The following is a 2,024-nucleotide window of genomic DNA, read 5'->3' on the forward strand; positions in this document are numbered from 1 at the left end:
GCTTGAAGGCACTGTGCGCTACAGGGCAGCCTCTCTCATCGGCGCGGCGGGCATGCTCGCGGCGCCGGTGGGCGTCCTGTGCGCGCAGATCGTGCCCAACGGGCCGTTGCTGATCGCCTTTGCCTTCGTGCTGGGCTGGTCCGGTTGGTGCATGTATCGACGGTCTCTTCCAACTGCAGAGCGGGCGCTGGCGTCCGCTCTTCCTCCATGCGTGCTCAACGCAGACACCGGACGGCTGAACTGGACGAGACCGTGCGCGCGCGCCTTGGCAGCGACCGGGGCTTGCTCAGGCTTGATGAGCGGCTTGCTTGGAGTCGGCGGCGGATTCTTGATCGTGCCTGCGCTGACCCGCTTCACCGACCTACCAGCGAAGAGCGTGGTCAACACCTCGCTCTCCGTCATCGCGCTGGTCTCCGTCGCGGGAGTTGCATCTTCTGCAAGCCACGGGCTGATTGAGTGGTCGATAGCCATCCCGTTCACATGTGGAGCGGGAGCCGCCCTCGTTGCCTGCCGGGGCGTCAGGCCGCGATTGGCCGTGGCTACGTCCCAGCGCGCCTTTGCGGCTTTGAGCCTGCTCGCCGCACTGCTCCTGTTCTGGCGCGGCCTGCGCTCTATGGCTGGCTAGTCCAACGTTCCGATATCCAACAAAGGGCTGTCTATTCATGACCCAGCATCACACCCTGTTGATCCTAGGCTCCGGTCCGGCAGGCTACACCGCCGCGATCTATGCCGCGCGCGCCAATCTGAACCCCACTCTCCTGACCGGCCTGGCGACGGGCGGGCAGCTGATGACGACGACCGAAGTCGACAATTGGCCCGCCGATGTCATGGGCGTGCAGGGCCCCGAGCTGATGAAGCGCTTCCAGGAGCATGCAGAGCGGTTCAAGACCACCCTGGTCTATGACCACATCAGCGAAGTCGACCTGAGCCGTCGCCCGTTCACGCTCAAGGGCGACGAGGGCACCTACACCTGCGACGCCTTGATCGTCGCCACCGGCGCTTCAGCAAAGTACCTCGGTCTGCCGTCGGAGCAAGACTACATGGGCCGGGGCGTCAGCGCCTGCGCCACCTGTGACGGCTTCTTCTATCGAGGCCAGGATGTCTGTGTCGTCGGCGGAGGCAACACCGCTGTCGAAGAGGCGCTCTACCTGTCGAACCTAGCGAGCACCGTACACGTGGTCCATCGCCGCGACAGGTTCCGGGCGGAACCCATCCTCATCGACAAGTTGATGGACAAGGCGTACGAAGGCAAGGTCAAGCTGCACCTTTTCCATACGCTCGACGATGTGCTCGGTGATGCCTCCGGCGTGACTGGCATCCGCATCAAGGACACCATGAGCGGCGCTGCGCAGGACATCCCGCTGCAGGGCTGCTTCATCGCCATCGGTCACCAACCGAACACCGACATCTTCAAAGGACAGCTGGAGATGAAGGACGGGTACATCGTCACGCGCAGTGGCTTGAGCGGCTTCGCGACCATGACGAGCGTGCCCGGCGTGTTCGCCGCCGGAGATGTTCGGGACCACGTCTACAGGCAGGCCATCACGTCTGCCGGGACCGGCTGCATGGCGGCCMTCGACGCACAACGATTTCTCGACCAGGACCGCGCATCATGAGCACCGCTACAAATCCCCTACTCATCAGCTCCGGGCTCCCTAGCTTCAGCGACGTCAGACCTGAGCACGTCGAGCCAGCCATCGACCTGCTGATCGAACGCTGCCGGCAAGCAATTGAGCGCGCGGCGGCGCCTGACATGCCAGCAGACTTTGATGCCGTGGCAGAAGTTCTTGATCCCGCTCTGGATGCCTTGAGCGACGCCTGGACCGTGGTGGACCATCTGCAAAGCGTCGTCGATACCCCCGCACTGCGTGCTGCCCACGCAGCAGCACAGCCCAAGATCACCAGCTTCTTCTCGGACCTTTCCTCGGACCTGCGCCTGTTCAATCTCTACAAGCGCATCCAGAGCCAGGCCGGTGAGCGCCTCGCGCCGGCAAAGCGCAAGGCGCTGGAGAACAGTCTCATCG

2 protein-coding genes and 1 pseudogene are annotated in these 2,024 nt (G+C 63.8%); all 3 read left to right on the plus strand.

Annotation, left to right across the window (positions count from 1 at the left end):
• Positions 1 to 625 (plus strand): TSUP family transporter (locus tag ACXJKR_RS30895; protein WP_457326099.1); only part of this gene is annotated, 625 nt, incomplete at its 5' end.
• Positions 626 to 662: 37 nt separating this feature from the next.
• Positions 663 to 1,616, plus strand: a complete 954-nt coding sequence (trxB, locus tag ACXJKR_RS30900) for a thioredoxin-disulfide reductase (protein WP_457326100.1) — start codon at positions 663 to 665, stop codon at positions 1,614 to 1,616.
• A pseudogene (locus tag ACXJKR_RS30905) lies at positions 1,613 to 2,024 on the plus strand (oligopeptidase A); the annotation flags it as partial. The gene trxB and the pseudogene ACXJKR_RS30905, both read left to right, overlap by 4 nt.

It is taken from the genome of Roseateles sp. P5_E11 (assembly GCF_054049355.1).